Annotated in this window: 13 protein-coding genes; 9 read left to right on the forward strand and 4 right to left on the reverse strand. The window is 64.3% G+C overall.

Features of this window, described 5'->3' with window-relative positions:
- Nucleotides 1-315 precede the first annotated feature (315 nt).
- From ABIB66_RS07040 to ABIB66_RS07070, 7 genes are all read left to right on the forward strand, one after another.
- Nucleotides 316-1,533: an acyl-CoA dehydrogenase family protein gene (locus tag ABIB66_RS07040; protein ID WP_275168563.1), complete on the forward strand. Its 1,218-nt coding sequence runs from the start codon at nt 316-318 to the stop codon at nt 1,531-1,533.
- Between the two features lie 56 nt (nt 1,534-1,589).
- Complete coding sequence (locus tag ABIB66_RS07045; RefSeq protein WP_275168565.1) at nt 1,590-2,570, forward strand: amino acid--[acyl-carrier-protein] ligase; 981 nt, start codon at nt 1,590-1,592, stop codon at nt 2,568-2,570.
- A gap of 37 nt (nt 2,571-2,607) precedes the next feature.
- Nucleotides 2,608-3,483: an acyl-CoA acyltransferase gene (locus ABIB66_RS07050; protein WP_275168567.1), complete on the forward strand. Its 876-nt coding sequence runs from the start codon at nt 2,608-2,610 to the stop codon at nt 3,481-3,483.
- Nucleotides 3,484-3,690: 207 nt separating this feature from the next.
- A complete protein-coding gene (locus ABIB66_RS07055; protein WP_354205946.1) occupies nt 3,691-6,558 on the forward strand; it encodes a PAS-domain containing protein in 2,868 nt (955 codons plus the stop codon).
- Between the two features lie 192 nt (nt 6,559-6,750).
- On the forward strand, nt 6,751-7,725 hold the full coding sequence (locus ABIB66_RS07060; RefSeq protein WP_275168570.1) for a tripartite tricarboxylate transporter substrate binding protein: 975 nt from the start codon (nt 6,751-6,753) through the stop codon (nt 7,723-7,725).
- A gap of 82 nt (nt 7,726-7,807) precedes the next feature.
- Nucleotides 7,808-8,293, forward strand: a complete 486-nt coding sequence (locus ABIB66_RS07065; protein WP_275168571.1) for a tripartite tricarboxylate transporter TctB family protein — start codon at nt 7,808-7,810, stop codon at nt 8,291-8,293.
- Nucleotides 8,294-8,297: 4 nt separating this feature from the next.
- On the forward strand, nt 8,298-9,806 hold the full coding sequence (locus ABIB66_RS07070) for a tripartite tricarboxylate transporter permease (RefSeq protein WP_354254624.1): 1,509 nt from the start codon (nt 8,298-8,300) through the stop codon (nt 9,804-9,806).
- A 17-nt stretch (nt 9,807-9,823) separates the two neighbouring features.
- On the opposite strand, the gene ABIB66_RS07075 is transcribed toward ABIB66_RS07070, so the two are convergent.
- Nucleotides 9,824-11,521 (reverse strand): EAL domain-containing protein, encoded by a 1,698-nt coding sequence (locus tag ABIB66_RS07075; RefSeq protein WP_354205942.1) that lies wholly within the window; start codon nt 11,519-11,521, stop codon nt 9,824-9,826.
- A gap of 221 nt (nt 11,522-11,742) precedes the next feature.
- Between ABIB66_RS07075 and ABIB66_RS07080 the strand changes: the two genes are divergently transcribed.
- Nucleotides 11,743-12,003, forward strand: coding sequence for a hypothetical protein (locus tag ABIB66_RS07080; RefSeq protein WP_354205940.1), 261 nt, complete (start codon nt 11,743-11,745; stop codon nt 12,001-12,003).
- A 6-nt stretch (nt 12,004-12,009) separates the two neighbouring features.
- Here the strand turns inward: ABIB66_RS07080 and ABIB66_RS07085 are convergent, their stop codons facing one another.
- The 3 genes from ABIB66_RS07085 to mtgA form a co-directional block, all read right to left on the reverse strand.
- Nucleotides 12,010-12,642: a hypothetical protein gene (locus ABIB66_RS07085; RefSeq protein ID WP_354205938.1), complete on the reverse strand. Its 633-nt coding sequence runs from the start codon at nt 12,640-12,642 to the stop codon at nt 12,010-12,012.
- A gap of 143 nt (nt 12,643-12,785) precedes the next feature.
- A complete protein-coding gene (gene rpmF, locus ABIB66_RS07090) occupies nt 12,786-12,968 on the reverse strand; it encodes a 50S ribosomal protein L32 (protein WP_007598106.1) in 183 nt (60 codons plus the stop codon).
- 169 nt (nt 12,969-13,137) lie between these two features.
- Nucleotides 13,138-13,812 carry a monofunctional biosynthetic peptidoglycan transglycosylase gene (gene mtgA / locus ABIB66_RS07095; protein WP_354254626.1) on the reverse strand — a complete coding sequence of 225 codons (675 nt, stop codon included), beginning with the start codon at nt 13,810-13,812 and terminating at the stop codon, nt 13,138-13,140.
- Nucleotides 13,813-13,971: 159 nt separating this feature from the next.
- On the opposite strand from mtgA, the gene ABIB66_RS07100 reads away from it, so the two are divergent.
- The gene (locus ABIB66_RS07100) at nt 13,972-14,895 is read left to right on the forward strand and encodes a polyprenyl synthetase family protein (RefSeq protein ID WP_354205934.1); all 924 of its coding nucleotides are present in this window, start codon (nt 13,972-13,974) and stop codon (nt 14,893-14,895) included.
- Nucleotides 14,896-14,898: the final 3 nt, after the last annotated feature.

Genomic DNA, 14,898 nt, shown 5'->3' on the forward strand with positions numbered 1-14,898 from the left:
GCTACGATGGGCACGGCAGGCCGATCCCGCAATGGACACCACCATTACTTCGCGTTTCTTAGTAAACGATGACTCAGATTGTCTGGATTTCTGGCTTCTTACAGATCCCTAATGCGATCGCGGGAATCCGGACGATGCAAACAACCCGAACTTAACTGTTCGTTCGGAATTGGGCTTTGTTTACCCTCTATTTCATCGACGAATTTGAATTAAATCCGTAGCCTCATCTCATAAGCAAAGATGGTCGAAGGATCGCTCAAGCGGCATCGCGAATGATGCCGGCGATCCTGAACGGCAAACCGGAGGCGGACGAGTATGAACGTGCGTGAAGCAGTCCTCACTGTCGACGAGACGCAGACGAGCTTTCTCGAGCAGGGTCCCTCCCTCGTCGAACGCGCCGCTCGAACCGCTGCCACGGCGGCTGCCGACGCAGAGGGGGTCGATCGCGATGCCCGCTTCCCCCACAAGGCCTTCGATGTCGCGCGTGAGCAGAAGCTGCTCGGCGTCATGATCCCGGCCGAGTTCGGCGGCTTCGGTGCCTCGATCCACGACGTCACCGACGTCTGCTACACGCTCGGACGGGCCTGCGCCTCCACGGCGATGATCTACGCCATGCACACGACAAAGGTCGCCTGCGTCGTCAGGCACGGCCACGGCATCCCCTGGATGGAAACCATGATGCGCCGGGTCGCGCGCGACCAGTGGCTGCTCGCCTCCTCCACCACCGAAGGCCAGAACGGCGGCAACATCCGCGCCAGCGCAGCCGCCGTCGACGTCGCAGGCGACACCGTCTCGCTGCTGCGCGACGCCACCGTGATCTCCTACGGCGCCGAGGCCGACGGCCTCGTCACCATCGCCCGCCGCGCCACCGATGCTTCCGCGTCCGACCAGGTGCTGCTGGCGCTCGCCAGGGACGATTATTCGCTGAAGCGGACGCTGGGCTGGGAAACCCTCGGCATGCGCGGCACCTGCTCGACCGGTTTCGAGCTGAAGGTCGACTGCCCGACCGACCGCGTCTTTCCGGAAGCCTACGACAAGATCCACGCCCAGACCATGACGCCGTTCGCGCATCTGTGCTGGTCCTCGGCCTGGGCGGGTATCGCTGCAGCCGCGGTCACACGTGCGCAGGCCTTCGTCCGCAAGGCGGCCCGCACCTCAGGCGGCCAGATGCCCCCGGCAGCCGCGCATTTCACCGCCGCCAAGATGTCGCTGGCCAAGCTGCGGGCGCTGATATCGGCCAATATCGACGCCTTTGCTCGCGCCGAGCACGACGAACGCGCGCTCGGCTCGCTCGACTTCCAGTCTTCGATCACGCTTCTGAAGGTGCAGGCCTCGGAGCTCGCGGTCGAGACCGTGATGCATGCGATGCGCACCGCAGGCCTTTCCGGCTACCGCAACGACGGTGAGTTCACCATGGGCCGCCATCTTCGCGACGTGCTGTCGTCGCCGATCATGATCAACAACGACCGCATTCTGGCCAATGCCGCGACGTCGACCCTGATGAGCGGCGTACCCTTGAGCCTTCACGACTGACGTGCCTTCACGACTAGACCAACAAGAACAATTTTGAGATAGCAGGACATCGAACCATGAACATTGCCGTCCTCCCCAATTCGCCCGAGATCGCCCCGCAAATCGCGGACCCGCTCGATCATCTCGCCGACAAGCTGTTCCACCCCATGGGCTCGGACGGCGTCTACGCCCGCACCGCGCTTTACGAGGGCATCGTCGAGCGGCTCGCCGCACTGATCACGAGCCATCGTGAAGCCGGCACCGAGGTGATGCGATTCCCACCGGTGATGAGCCGTTCACAGCTCGAGAAGTCCGGCTACCTCAAGAGCTTTCCGAACCTGCTCGGCTGCGTCTGCGGCCTGCACGGCACCGAGCGCGAGATCAACGCCGCGGTCAGCCGCTTTGATGCCGGCGGCGACTGGACCAGCTCGCTCTCGCCGGCAGACCTCGTGCTGTCGCCGGCGGCCTGCTACCCCGTCTATCCGATCGCGGCGAGCCGCGGCCAGTTGCCGAAGGGTGGCCTGCGTTTCGACGTCGCCGCCGACTGCTTCCGCCGTGAACCGTCAAAACATCTCGACCGGCTGCAATCGTTCCGGATGCGGGAATATGTCTGCATCGGCAGCCCCGATGACGTCGCTGATTTCCGCGAGCGCTGGATGGTGCGCGCGCAAGCGATTGCGACCGATCTCGGTCTCAGCTTCCGCGTCGACTATGCCAGCGATCCGTTCTTCGGCCGCGTCGGTCAGATGAAGGCCGTGAGCCAGAAGCAGCAGCAGCTCAAGTTCGAACTGCTGATCCCGCTGCGCTCGGAAGAGCAGCCGACCGCCTGCATGAGCTTCAATTATCACCGCGAGCATTTCGGCACGACCTGGGACATCCAGGACGCCAATGGCGAGCCGGCCCATACCGGCTGCGTCGCCTTCGGCATGGACCGCCTGGCCGTCGCCATGTTCCACACCCACGGCACCGACCCTTCCGCTTGGCCCGCCAAGGTGCGGGAGATCATGGGCCTGCAGCCGCAGATCGCGGCCGATGCCCACGGCGAAGGCTGGCGCTAACGGAACGAGGCCGGTCATTTCCACGGGAAAGACGAGCGTGATCCATACCAAGGTCCGATGCCGCGAGATCACCGAGTCCGACGTCGATGCGGTCGCGGACTTGCTGACGCGCGGCTTCGTCGGCCGCTCGCGCGGCTACTGGATTCAGGGCCTGCGCCGGCAAGCCTTCCGGCCGGTACCGGACGGCTTCCCGCGCTTCGGCTACATGCTCGACAATGATGGTACGCCGGTCGGCGTGCTGCTGCTGATCTACACGGCGCGGAGGGACGGCGATGAGACCGCCATCCAGTGCAATTTGTCGAGCTGGTACGTCGATCCGGCCTACAGGAACTACGCCCCGCTCCTGACCAAGATCGCGCAGCGGCACAAGGACGTCACCTATCTCAACATCAGCCCGGCGCCGTGGACCTGGCCGATTATCGAGACGCAGGGCTTTCGCGCCTATTGCAGGGGGATATTCTTCTCGGTGCCTGCTCTGGCGCGGGTCCCGCGCTGGAGCAAGATCGAGGTCATCTCGCAGCACGCCAAAACGATCGACGGGCTTTCCGATGCCGAGACTGATCTCTTGACGCGGCATGCGCGCTACAATTGCCTCAGCCTCGTCTGCCGCACGCCAAATGGAACGTTCCCCTTCATCCTGCAACCGGTGCGCATCCGGCGTGGCATCATTGCGCCGCCCGCGATGAAGCTGATCTACTGCCGCAACGCGGCCGAATACACCGAATGCGCGGGCCGCATCGGCCGGCTGCTGCTGCGGCTCGGCAAGATCGCGGTCGCCGTCGATTCCAACGGCCCGGTTCCCGGCCTCGTCGGCATCTACACCGAGCGTCGCGGCCGCAAATATTTCAAGGGCCCGCACCGGCCGCAGCTCGCCGACCTCACGGATACGGAACTCGTGCTGTATGGGCCGTAGTTCGTGTTTTGAACCAGATGTCATGCGGGCCCAGCGCGCAATTACGCAGGCCGCCTTGCACTCCCCTCTGCATTCGACGCATTCCTGCATCTCCTGGTCACCCTCCGTAAACTACGGCGCTTAAGGGAATTTTCCCGCCTCTTCGTTAGCCTCGGCGACTGAATTACCTTGCGTTAGGTCTATTGCCCGCCGAGACCCCGCCGCCCCATGACATCGATCCGCGACAACGAGCTTGATGCACGCCGCGATCACGGCCCGAAGGCCCTGGTCGGGCTGAGCCAGCTTGCGCTCGACCACATGGAGCAAGGCGTCTGCGTCTACGACGCCGGCAACCGGATCGTGCTGGTCAATCAGCGCTATCTCAGCCTGTTCAACATGTCGGCCGAGAAAGTGCGGGTCGGCACGAGCTACCGTGACGTGCTCGCCCACAGCGTGGCCCTCGGCAACATCCCCGCGGAAGAAGTCGACGTACTCTATGCCGCGCGCATGGCGCGGATCGCCGCCGGCCAGCCGTTCCGGACTCAACAGACGCTCGCGAGCGGCCTCGTCATGGCGCTCGAGTTAAAGCCGCTCCCCGGCGGCGGCTGGATGACGATCTGCGACGACGTCAGCCGCCTCGCCCGGGTCGAGGCGGAACTGCGCGTGCAGACCGAGCGCAGCCAGCACGCGCTCGCCAACATGTCGCACGGATTGATCATGTACGACGCCGACAGCCGCGTCGTCGTCTGCAACGATCGCTTCCTGAACCTCTACAATCTCGACCCTGACATCGTGAAGCCGGGCATCTCGCATTGCACGGTGATCGAACATTGGATGTTGCGCGGCAACCTGCCGGGCATGCCGGGCGAAGAATTCCACGGCACCAGACTGGAGGACGTGCGCACCAGGACGGCGAAAACCCTGCTGGTGATGCGCTATGACGGACGGATGGTGCAGGCGATCTCCCGTTTCCTGCCCGACGGCGGCTGGGTGACCGTGCACGAAGACGTCACCGAGCGGCTGCAATACGAGGAGATGCTGCGGCAGCAGAACTTCATGCTCGATGCGGCGCTGGAGAACATGGCGCACGGGCTCGCCTTCTACGACAGCGACATGCGCCTGCGCGTCTGCAACACCACCTACCGGAAGATCTATCGGCTCTCGCCGGAGGAAGCCAAGCCGGGCACGCACCTCGGCGAACTGATCGAACGCTCGATGGCAAACGGCGCGTTCTCGTCCGAGTACAGTCCGCAACAACTCCTGGAAGCCGCCAGTGCAAGGATTGCCGACCGCAACACCTCGCCGATACGCCGGCGGATGTCGAACGACACCACGATCTCGGTTCGCTATTGCGCCCTGGCCGAGGGTGGTTTTGTGGCCACCTACGAGGACATCACCGAGCGCGAGCACGCAGTCGAGGAGTTGAGCGAGCAGTATCGGCGCTTCGACGCGGCCCTGAACAACATGAGCCAGGGTCTGTGCATGCTCGATTCGAGCTTGCGCGTCATCGTCTGCAATCGGCGCTATATCGAGATGTACGGACTGTCGCCCGAATTGGTGAAGCCGGGCGTGTCGATGCGCGAGATCATGGAGCACAGCTGCGAGCTCGGCATCCATCCAAACACCACCGCCGCGCAGCTTTATGCCGACTATGTCGAGAGGCTGCGCGAGGGTGAGCACACGCTGCACCGCTATTTGGGCGACGGCCGCATCATCAAGCTCAATCACAAGCGAATGGAGCATGGCGGCTGGGTCGTCACCTATGAGGACGTCACCGAGCGTCACAAGGCCCAGGCCCGCGTGGCGCACATGGCGCGGCACGATTCGCTCACCGACCTGCCCAACCGCACACTGTTCCGCGAGAAGATGGGCGAGGGGCTGAACCAGGTCGCGATCGCCGGCGGCGCGATGGCCGTGCTGTGCTTCGACCTCGACAATTTCAAGACCGTCAACGACCGCCTCGGCCACGCGGCCGGCGACCGGCTGTTGCGCTGGGTCGCGGCGCGGCTGAAGGAGAATGTCGGCGAGCACGACACCGTCGCGCGGCTCGGTGGCGACGAATTCGCGGTTCTCCAGCGCGGACAGCAGCCGCAATCGGCGGAAAGGCTCGCACGCCGCCTGGTGGAGATCATCGGTCACCCGCCGCCGCTGGAGAACCAGTCGATCCATGTCGGCGTCTCCGTCGGCATCGCAATCGCGCCCGATCACGGGCTCGATGCCGACGAGCTGATGAAATGCGCCGACCTTGCGCTGTACCAGGCCAAGGCGAAGGGGCGCGGCGCTTATCGGCTGTTCGAGCCCCAAATGGAAGAAGAGGCTCGCAGCCGGCACGCGCTGGAGCGCGATCTGCGCGGCGCACTCGAGGCCCGTGAATTCCACCTGGCGTTCCAGCCGCAGGTGCGGCTCGACACCACCGAACTTACCGGCTTCGAGGCGTTGCTGCGCTGGAAACATCCCACGCGTGGCCTCGTCTCGCCGGCCGAATTCATTCCCATCGCGGAAGAGAACGGGCTGATCGTTCCGATCGGAGAGTGGGTCCTGCGCACGGCCTGCGCGACCGCCGCGACCTGGCCCGATCTCACCATCGCGGTGAATTTGTCGCCGGTGCAGTTCCGCTCGCGCGGGCTGGTGACAATGGTCACGAGCGCGCTTGCGGAGGCCGGCTTGCCACCGCATCGGCTCGAGCTCGAGGTCACGGAGACGGCGCTACTCGACGACAGCGAGGCGACGATCGGGATCCTGCACCAGCTGCGCGCGTTAGGGGTGCGCGTCAGCCTCGACGATTTCGGCGTCGGCTATTCTTCTCTGAGCTATTTGCGCAAGTTTCCGTTCGACCGTATCAAGATCGACCGCTCCTTTGTCGGCACGCTCGGCGAAAGCCCGGAGAGTGTGGCGATCGTCCGCACCATCGCCAGCCTCGGCTCGGTGCTCGGCGTCGAGACCACGGCAGAAGGCGTGGAGACGATCGAACAGCTCGACTTCGTCCGCGAATGCGGCTGCACCGCCGTGCAGGGATATTATTTCGGCAAGCCCTCCCCGGCCGCGGAGGTCGGACGCATGATCGAGACGCTGAGCGCAGTCCGCCGCGTCGCGTAAGGGCTCAGCCGAAGGCAAATTCCGTATCTCGGCACGCCTCCAAACGACCAATTGTCGCACGTGCGCTTTTCGGCGGGATCACCGTATCGCGCCCTCGCAATGCGCTTTTCATCTCCCATGATTTCGGGGACAATCCCGTCATAACAATGAGAAACGGCGGCCCGAACGTGGCCACTGCTTGGGAGGAGTTCGATGTCGCGATACAGGCTGAAGACAATCGCCTTTGCCACCATGCATGTCGTGGGCGCGTTGCTCTCGACTGCCGCCGGTGCGCAGGACTATCCCACCAAACCGGTCACGCTGATCGTGCCATGGCCGGCCGGCGGATCGACCGACATCTCGATGCGCGCGATCGCCGACAGCGCCTCCAAGGTCCTGGGGCAACCGATCGTGATCGACAACAAGGCCGGCGGCGGCGGCACGGTTGGACCTGCCACCATGGCCGCGGCCGCGAGGCCGGACGGCTACACCATTTCACAGCTTCCGATCACCGTTTTCCGCCTGCCCCTGATGCAGGAGGTGTCGTGGGATCCGGCGAAGGACTTCACCTATATCGTTCACCTCACCGGCTATACGTTCGGCGTAACCACCAGCGCGGAGTCGCAGTTCAAGTCCTGGAAGGACGTGGTCGAGTTCGCAAAGGCAAATCCGGGCAAGGTGACCTACGCGACGCCGGGTACCGGCACCTCGCTTCATATCGGCATGGAGCAGATCGCCGCGATGTCCGGCATCAAGCTCACACAGGTGCCGTTCAAGGGCGGGGCGGAGACCAACGCCGCGGTACTCGGCCAGCACACCATGCTGCAGGCCGACTCCACCGGTTGGCGGCCCTTGGTCGACGCCGGCAAGCTGAAGCTTCTCATGGTGTGGACCGGCGCGCGATCACCGAACTATCCTGACGTGCCGACGCTGAAGGAACTCGGCTATCCCATGGTCTATGATTCCCCGTTCGGCATCGGAGGGCCCAAGGGCATGGATCCCAAGATCGTCGCCAAGCTGCACGATGCCTTCAAGAAGGCGGTCGAGGACCCCGCGGTAATCGCCACGCTCGCCAAATACGACATGGTGCCGAGCTACAAGAATACCGAGGACTACAAGAAGTTCGTCCTTGAGGTCACGGAGTCAGAGCGCAAGGTGATCGACACGCTCGGGCTTGCGAAGAAGTAGGATTGAGCCACTTCCGTGTCCCGGATCTGCAGCGCGCCGCTTCGCGCTGCGTAGCATCCGGAGCACGGCCGAGAGGGTATCGATGAACGACCAAACCTCCGTCAAACTCCGTCTCAACAACTCCGAAATCTGGGGCGGCTTGATCGGGCTCGCGCTGGGCGGCTTCGTGATCTGGCAGGGCGTGAAGCTCAAGCTCGGCACCATCAATGACCCCGGCTCCGGCTACGTGCTGTTCTACACGGGCATCCTGATGTGCGTGTTCGCGGTCAGCATTATCATCTCGGCTATTGCGGAGGGCGGCCCGACGCTGGCCTCGCGCTGGGACAATGTGAGCTGGAGCAAGCCGCTTCTCGTCATCGTCTGCCTCACCGCGTTCTCCTTTGCTCTCGAGCCGCTGGGATTCCTGCTGTCGTCGATCCCGCTCATGCTGCTTTTGTTGCGCTTGATCGATCCCGTGCGCTGGACGCTGGCGATCCCAATCGCCGCGCTGGTGCCGCTCGGCATGTGGTGGGTACTCAAGCGGCTGCTGCTGATCCAGCTACCCTCGGGCCTGTTCGGGATCGGTTGATCGCATGGATACGCTTGTCAACGTCGCGCATGGGTTCGGCGTCGCGCTGCTGCCGATCAACCTGCTCTACTGCTTCATCGGCGTCTTCATCGGTACGCTGGTCGGCGTGCTGCCAGGCATTGGGCCGATCTCGGCGATGTCGTTGTTGCTTCCGGCGACACTGTCGGGAACGCCGGAATCCGGCATCATCATGATGGCGGGGATCTATTACGGCTCGATGTATGGCGGCTCGACAACCTCGATCCTGGTCAACATCCCCGGCGAAGCTGCTTCGGTTGTCACGTGCATCGACGGACACCAGATGGCGAAGCAGGGCCGCGCGGGCCCTGCGCTGGGCATCTCGGCCTTCGGCTCATTCATCGCCGGCACATTTTCGCTCGTTGCGCTGATGCTGGTGGCGCCGCGGCTCGCCAACATCGCCATCGCGTTCGGCCCTGCCGAATATTTCAGCCTGATGGTGCTCGGCCTCATCGTGCTCACCTTCCTCACTCAGGGATCGATGCCGAAGGCGCTCCTGATGGCATGTATCGGCGTCGTGCTCGGACTGATCGGCCTCGACAGCATCACGGCGCAGCCGCGGCTGACGTTCGGCCGCATGGAGCTGATCGACGGTATCGGACTCGTGCCCGTGGTGATGGGCCTGTTCGGCGTCGCCGAGGTGCTGCTCAATACCGAGCAGGCGATTAAGCGCGACATCATGAACGCCAAGATCACGCAGTTGTTGCCCAACAAGGCCGATTGGCAAGCGAGCGCTGGCCCGGTGGCGCGTGGCACGTTGCTCGGTTTCCTGCTCGGCATTCTCCCGGGCGGCGGCGCGGTGGTGGCCTCGTTCGCGTCCTATGCGCTGGAGAAGCGGCTGTCGAAAACGCCCGAGCACTTCGGCCATGGCGCAATCGAGGGCGTAGCGGGTCCCGAATCCGCCAACAACGCGGCGGCCGGCGGCGCGTTCATTCCGCTGATGACCCTGGGCATTCCCCCGAACGTGGTGATGGCGCTGCTGCTCGGCGCCTTCGTCATCCACGGCCTGCAACCGGGGCCGCTGCTGATCACGCAAAACCCCGGCCTGTTCTGGGGCATCGTCGCCAGCATGTATATCGGCAACGTGATGCTGCTGATCCTCAATTTGCCGCTGATCGGCATGTGGGTGCAGCTGCTCAAGCTGCCCTACAACATCCTGTTTCCATTGATCATCCTGTTCACGATCCTTGGCGTCTACTGCTCGAGCAACAACGTGTTCGACGTCTACGTGATGATCGCATTCGGCATCATCGGTTATTTCATGCGCAAGCTCGGCTTCGAGCCCGCGCCGCTGGTGCTGGCGTTCGTGCTGGGGCCGATGATGGAGAACAATCTGCGCAAGTCGCTGATCCTCTCGCAGGGCGACCTCTGGACTTTCGTGCAGCGGCCGATCTCGGCAGCGTGTCTTACGCTCGCGCTGGTGCTGCTGATGGCGCCGCTATTACCCGCGTTGCGCAAGAAGCGCGAACTCGTGGCGCTGGATGAGGGGGCGTGAGGGCTTGGTAGGGTGTCTCAGCCTGCTGCGGGCAACGCGCTGTCCGGCGGCGGCGCGCCCCACGGCCGCTCGGATGAGGCGAGCCCGATCAGGCGGCCCTGGATGTAGTCGCAACCCCAGTCGCGCAGCATGTTGGCAGCTTCTTCGTCCTGCACCCATTCGGCCACCGTCTTGATGTCGAGGCGGCGGGCGAGGTCGATCAAGGTTTGCACAAAGGCGCGGTCGTCGGCGGAACGAGTGATGTTCTGCACGAAGGCCCCGTCGATCTTCACGATGTCGACGCCGAGCTTGCGCAGATTGCGGAACGAAGTGTAGCCGGCGCCGAAATCGTCGATGGCGATGCGACTGCCGAAGTTCTTCAGCCGGGTGACGAAGCCACGCACATCGTCGATGTCCTGAATCGCGACGGTTTCGGTGATCTCGACGATCAGCCGCTCGGCGACGCCGGGATGGGCGCGCATGAGCGATTCGATTCCCGCCCACCAATCCGGATCCATGGTGGTGTCCGGCGAGATATTGAGGCTGAGGCAGATGCCGGGCGCGGCCGCGAGCTCGGCGACCACGAGCTCGAGCACGCGGTGATCGACCAGGCGGATCAGGCCGAGCCTTTCCGCGACCGGCACGATGTCTGGCGCGAGCAGCACCTGACCGTCGCCCTGGTCCATTCGCACCAGGCATTCGTGAAAGGCGCATTCGCGCGAGAGGGCAGCAACCACCGGCTCATAGGCGAGCTTGATACGGCGCTCATTCAGTGCGGTGACAATCTCGTCGGTGACGCGGATGTTGACGCGGCGCTGGGCGTCGCGCGCGGCATCCGGGCGCCAGGCTGCGAACGAGCCGACGCGGCGTTGTTTCGCGGTGTCCAGCGTCTCGTGGGCGCGATTGACGGCTTCATCGGTGTTGCGGGCATAGCGCGGCACGCTGACCGCGCCGATCGAGGCGGTGACCGACACCGGGCCGGATTTGGTCGGCACCACCTCGTCGCGGATGCCGGCGAGGAAGCGCTCGGCAGCGACGTTCATGTCGTCGACGGTGCAGTTCTTCAGGATCAGGCCGAACTTGTTGCCGGAGAAGCGGCCAAGCACGTCGCCGCCGCGCAACCGCGCGCGAATGCGCGTGGCGACGTCGAGGATCACAGCGTCGGCAACGTCGAAGCCGAAGGCTTCGTTGACACGCGCGAGATGATCGATGCCGACCAGCATGAAGGCCGCGGTCGAGCGGAAACGGGTCGTCTCCTCGATGGCTTCGGCCAGCGCGGCGATCAGATGCGAGCGATTGAGCTCGCCGGTCAGCGGATCGAGCCGGGCGAGCTTCGTCAGTTCCTCGTCCCGGGCATGGCGTTCATTGTTGATGCGGACGGAGCCGATCGCACGCACCGGCCGGCCGTCGGGGCCAGCGAACCAGCGGCCGGTCTCCTCGATCCAAACTACGGGATCCGCGGCGCTCATGCGCACGCCGTACTCGACCCGGTAGGGCGTGCCGTCGGCGCCATGCACGGCTGAGGTCTGGGCCAGCGCGGCGCTCCGCAGCGATTGCGCGGGCTCGATCAGCCTGGCGAATTCGGCGCCGGTGGCCAGCCGTTCGGCGGGAATTCCGGGAAAGATGGCGCCGACCTGCTCACCCCAGACAATGGCATCGCTGGCGATTTCCCAGGCGAACACGGCCTGGCCGAGGGCGGCCAGGATGTCGGAGGCTTGCGGCAATGCGGGGGTCAAAATCGCCTCGTTTCGGGACAGCGGGGAGTCCTGAGTCGGCACAGGATAAAGCCAGATTCGCCATTGACCCTAGGCAAAGTTGATAAACAATTTGGAAACCACGTTTCCTCACTCGCAGGAACCAAACCGGCCCGCCCGGCATAGGCCTTGCGAGTACATGACACGCACCGGCGCCAGCGTCTCGAAACGCGACAATCTTCGCCGGGTCAACGGTGATTGCGATGTTGAGTACTGATCAAGCGGACGTGGCGGACAACGGCACAGGCTCGGCTGTGGTGCCGCTGATGCCGGTTTTGCAGTGGGTGCACAAGGCACCGCTGCCGCGCCCCGATCCCAGCTTCGTCGCCCAGCTCATCGCCAATGCCGAGCACCTGCCGCAGACGAGCCGGCTGCGCCGCGTGTCTTCCGAGGATGCGCAGGTCGCCTATGGCAGCAAGCGCCCGCTTCCAAGCGTCACCGCGCGCACGCGGCAGGTGGCTTGAAGTAAATCAGCGCGGCGCGTCGGGAGACGGCTGGGTGCCGTTGCCAGGCTGCAAATGCGGCGAGGGGATTTCCGGCGAGGCCGGGCTCTGGACCGGCTTCGGCGCGGGATGATCCATCAGCACGGATTCGGCAACCGACTGCGCGGAAGGTGCGGATGCGGGCGGCGCAACGACCGGCTCGAACTTGGGCTCGACCACCGCTTCATCGGCTGGCACTTCAGTCTGACGCCTGGCCTTGCGCGGCGCTGGTGCCGTTTCGGCGACATAAGCCACGCGGCGGCGCGTGCGCTGGGCGACGCCGCCGAGGAAATCCGCCATCGCGAGCAGCACCAGAAGGAAATAGGTGGAGTTGCCGAATTTGGGCCACATCACGAATTCGGCCGCAGCCGCGCCGAACACGATCAGCGACAGCAAATGATCCATCAGGAATTTCGAGCCGGGCCGCGCGCCCTTGACCACCTCGAGCAGCAGCAGCACGACGCCTAGCGCCAGCATCACGTCGGAGAGCGTGACCGGCCAGGCCTCGCCCGTGATCATCGGCACCTTGAACAGCACGTCCGTAAAGGACACGCTCGGCATCAGGAAGGCGATGATGTTGTAGACCGCGAGCGGGATCAGGAGCAGCGGGAAACCGACCATCGGCGAAATGCCTTCTCGATCAAGATATCCAGACAGGACAATGCGGCGGCGAAGCATTAGCTCCGCCGCCGTCACTGTCATATCTCATGGGTTGGCCGAAATCAGGCAGGCGAAATTATCCTGCCTGGGGAAAGGTCCTGAATTCAGGACTCTTTCTTCTTCAGGACCTGACGGCCCTTGTACATGCCGGTCTTGAGGTCGAGATGATGCGGACGACGGAGCTCGCCGGAGTCCTTGTCTTCCACATAGGTCGGCTTCTTGATGGCGTCAGCCGAGCGGCGCATGCCGCGGCGCGACGGCGAGGTTTTTCTTCTCGGAACGGCCATTTCAGTATCCTCTAGGGATTGGTGTCATCAGGGCATCGTCCGCGAGGGGACGACTCAGCACCCGCAAAACGAGGCGAGCTGAATGCCGGTCAAGGCCGGGCTTATAGAGGAAGGCCGGTCTTAAATCTAGGGCTCTGGGCCGGAAAATGCGCCCGAAAAGAACCCGAAATCAGCGATTCTCCCGCCAGCAGGTCGAAAGCGAGCTGGCCTGCGCCCTCCCCACATAGGTCCCGGCCAGCCGCCGGACACCCGGTCCCGGCGTCCTGGCGCTGCGTTTGACCGGATTCGGCAGGATCGAGGCCAAGAGAGCGGCCTCCCGGGGGGAAAGACTGGCGGCTGGCTTGCCGAAGGCATAGGCGCTGGCCGCCTCGGCCCCAAACTGGCCCTGCGGTCCCAGTTCGGCGATGTTGAGGTATATCTCCAGGATTCGTGCCTTGGGCAGGACGAGATCGATCCACAGCGCCAGCGGGAATTCCAGCGCCTTGCGGACGAAGTCCCGCCCCTGCCAGAGGAACAGGTTTTTCGCCACTTGCTGGGTGATGGTGGAAGCGCCCCGGAACGGGGTGCCGTCCTCCTTGGCATCGTCGATCGCCTCACGCAACGCGCCCCAGTCGATGCCGTGATGCTTGCAGAAATGAGCGTCCTCGGCCGCCACCACCGAGCGTGGCAGCGAGGGCGACATCGCCGCCAGATCGATCCATTCCCGCTGCATCGGCGCACCCCGAAGCAAGCGCCAGACCATCAGCGTCGAAACGGGATGGCCGGCACGGTAGAACGGCGCGACGACATAGGGCGCGAGAATCGCGACCGCGAGCACCAGGAGAAGGGTTTTGACGACGCGCAAATCAACCTTTCCGGCGCAGAACGAAACGCGGCCACGGACCCGGCATTAAGTCTGTGATAATTCGGGCCTTTTCCAGCACTTTTTAGGCCTTCCAAACGATTGACTGAGGCGGGCGCATAAAGGATTGTCCCGCCGAATTTTGTTCTGGAGCCCTTCTTGATGACCGGCACGTCCCCGTCCGATTTCGCCAAACGTCTGGACAAGACCGCTGATGACACCGAGGCCCTGCTCGGGCGCCTGCTGTCGGACGACATCCTGCCCGATGAGATCGCCCGGCCCAAGCGACTGATGGACGCAATGCGCTATTCGAGCCTCAACGGCGGCAAGCGCCTGCGGCCGTTCCTGGTGGTCGAGAGCGCGGCCGTGTTCGGCGTGCCGCGCGAAGCCGCGCTGCTCGCGGGTGCGGCGCTCGAATGCATCCACTGCTATTCGCTGATCCACGACGATCTGCCCGCGATGGACAATTCGGACCTGCGCCGCGGCCGCCCAACCCTGCACAAGAAGACCGATGACGCGACCGCGATCCTCGCCGGCGACGGCTTGCTGACGCTCGCTTTCGACATCGTCACCCGCGACGAGATTCATCGCGACGCCAATGTGCGGCTGTTGCTGACGCGCGCGCTGGCACGCTGCGCCGGCATTGGCGGCATGGTCGGCGGCCAGATCCTCGATCTCGCCGGCGAAGGCCGCTTTGGCGGCAACGAACCGATCGACGTCGCACGCATTCAGCAGATGAAGACCGGCGCGCTGCTGCGCTACGGCTGCATCGCCGGCGCGATCCTCGGCCAGGCCTCGCAAAAGGAATATCAGGCGCTCGACGATTACGGCCGCGCGCTCGGCGAAGCCTTCCAGATCGCCGACGACCTGCTCGACGTCGAAGGCGATGCCGCCGCGCTCGGCAAGCCTGCCGGCGCCGATGCAGCGCTCGGCAAGACCACCTTCGTCACCCAGCTCGGAATTGAAGGCGCCAAGCAGCGCGTCCGCGACCTGCTCGCGCGAGCCGACAGCGCCGTGTCGATCTTCGGCGAACGGGCCGCCGTGCTGCAAGCGGCTGCGCGGTTCGTCGCCGAACGCAAGAACTAGCCG

Source organism: Bradyrhizobium sp. F1.13.3 (assembly GCF_040548265.1).
GTDB lineage: Bacteria > Pseudomonadota > Alphaproteobacteria > Rhizobiales > Xanthobacteraceae > Bradyrhizobium.

What these genes read in the sequence shown, in the direction of transcription:
- ABIB66_RS07040 (WP_275168563.1), top strand. Translation starts at nt 316, where the DNA reads ATGAACGTGCGTGAAGCAGTCCTCACTGTCGACGAGACGCAGACGAGC.
- ABIB66_RS07045 (WP_275168565.1), top strand. Translation starts at nt 1,590, where the DNA reads ATGAACATTGCCGTCCTCCCCAATTCGCCCGAGATCGCCCCGCAAATC.
- ABIB66_RS07055 (WP_354205946.1), top strand. Translation starts at nt 3,691, where the DNA reads ATGACATCGATCCGCGACAACGAGCTTGATGCACGCCGCGATCACGGC.
- ABIB66_RS07060 (WP_275168570.1), top strand. Translation starts at nt 6,751, where the DNA reads ATGTCGCGATACAGGCTGAAGACAATCGCCTTTGCCACCATGCATGTC.
- ABIB66_RS07065 (WP_275168571.1), top strand. Translation starts at nt 7,808, where the DNA reads ATGAACGACCAAACCTCCGTCAAACTCCGTCTCAACAACTCCGAAATC.
- ABIB66_RS07070 (WP_354254624.1), top strand. Translation starts at nt 8,298, where the DNA reads ATGGATACGCTTGTCAACGTCGCGCATGGGTTCGGCGTCGCGCTGCTG.
- ABIB66_RS07080 (WP_354205940.1), top strand. Translation starts at nt 11,743, where the DNA reads ATGTTGAGTACTGATCAAGCGGACGTGGCGGACAACGGCACAGGCTCG.
- ABIB66_RS07085 (WP_354205938.1), bottom strand. Translation starts at nt 12,642, where the DNA reads ATGGTCGGTTTCCCGCTGCTCCTGATCCCGCTCGCGGTCTACAACATC.
- rpmF (WP_007598106.1), bottom strand. Translation starts at nt 12,968, where the DNA reads ATGGCCGTTCCGAGAAGAAAAACCTCGCCGTCGCGCCGCGGCATGCGC.
- ABIB66_RS07100 (WP_354205934.1), top strand. Translation starts at nt 13,972, where the DNA reads ATGACCGGCACGTCCCCGTCCGATTTCGCCAAACGTCTGGACAAGACC.